At 54.8% G+C, this 1,448-nt stretch carries 2 rRNA genes; both read right to left on the bottom strand.

Annotation, left to right across the window (positions count from 1 at the left end):
- Positions 1-738, bottom strand: a 23S ribosomal RNA gene (locus tag AC5RWX_RS33310); the annotation flags it as partial.
- A gap of 533 nt (positions 739-1,271) precedes the next feature.
- Positions 1,272-1,448, bottom strand: a 16S ribosomal RNA gene (locus AC5RWX_RS33315); the annotation flags it as partial.

Consider the following 1,448-nt stretch of genomic DNA (forward strand, 5'->3'; position numbering starts at 1 on the left):
TGTTCAGACTCGCTTTCGCTACGGCTTCCCCACACGGGTTAACCTCGCGACGTAACACTAACTCGCAGGCTCATTCTTCAAAAGGCACGCCGTCACAACTACAAGGCTGCTCCGACGGATTGTAAGCACACGGTTTCAGGTACTGTTTCACTCCCCTCCCGGGGTACTTTTCACCTTTCCCTCACGGTACTGGTCCGCTATCGGTCATTAGGGAGTATTTAGGCTTATCAGGTGGTCCTGACAGATTCACACGGGATTTCTCGGGCCCCGTGCTACTTGGGATACTCATCCGGGCGGTACACAACATTTCGGTTACGGGGCTCACACCCTCTCTGGCCGGCCTTTCAAGACCGTTCACCTATGCCTGCACATCACACCCCACCAACCCGGCAGAGTTGGTATGGAAAGTCCCACAACCCCGACCATGCAACGCCCGCCGGCTATCACACATGGAACGGTTTAGCCTGATCCGCGTTCGCTCGCCACTACTAACGGAATCACTATTGTTTTCTCTTCCTGCGGGTACTGAGATGTTTCACTTCCCCGCGTTCCCTCCACGCACCCTATGTGTTCAGATGCGGGTCACCAGATCACTCGCGCGTCTGGCGGGGTTTCCCCATTCGGACACCCTGGGATCACAGTCCGGTTATCGACTCCCCCAGGCTTATCGCAGATTCCTACGTCCTTCTTCGGCTCCTAATGCCAAGGCATCCACCGTGTGCTCTTAAAAACTTGACCACAAAAGATCAATCAGAAATTTTCGAGAGAACCATGAAAACCAACCACACCCAACAACCACCAACCCCGAAGAGCCAGTCATCACCACGCGCAGCCAGATCCAGGTTCATATTCTTGGAAATTGCTTCTTATAAAAGATGCTCGCGTCCACTATGTAGTTCTCAAACAACAACCCCAAACCACACACCCCACACACCCGCACAAAACGGGACAACCATGTGATCGATGCAGCCAGGAAACCAGAAACAAACAAACCCGCAAACCACCCCCACCAAAACGGGGACAATCCACAGCCCTGTTGCCTCAGGACCCAACAGTGTGCCAAACACAAAACCACCCTTCAACCCCCCGACCGTTCCAGGACACCCAAAAGCATCCGTACCAGGCCAGGAAAAAAATCCAGGCGACCGCTATCCGTTGATATTCCACCCATGAGCACCCGCCGCAGAACAATCGCCTGCGCAACGGGCATAACTCCTGACAAACCCCCCACCACGCATACACGCAGCAAACAGTCTGTAGGCGCTCCTTAGAAAGGAGGTGATCCAGCCGCACCTTCCGGTACGGCTACCTTGTTACGACTTAGTCCCAATCGCCAGTCCCACCTTCGACAGCTCCCTCCCACAAGGGGTTAGGCCACCGGCTTCGGGTGTTACCAACTTTCGTGACTTGACGGGCGGTGTGTACAAGGCCCGGGAACGTATTCACCG

It is taken from the genome of Arthrobacter sp. SPT-J7 (assembly GCF_059089965.1).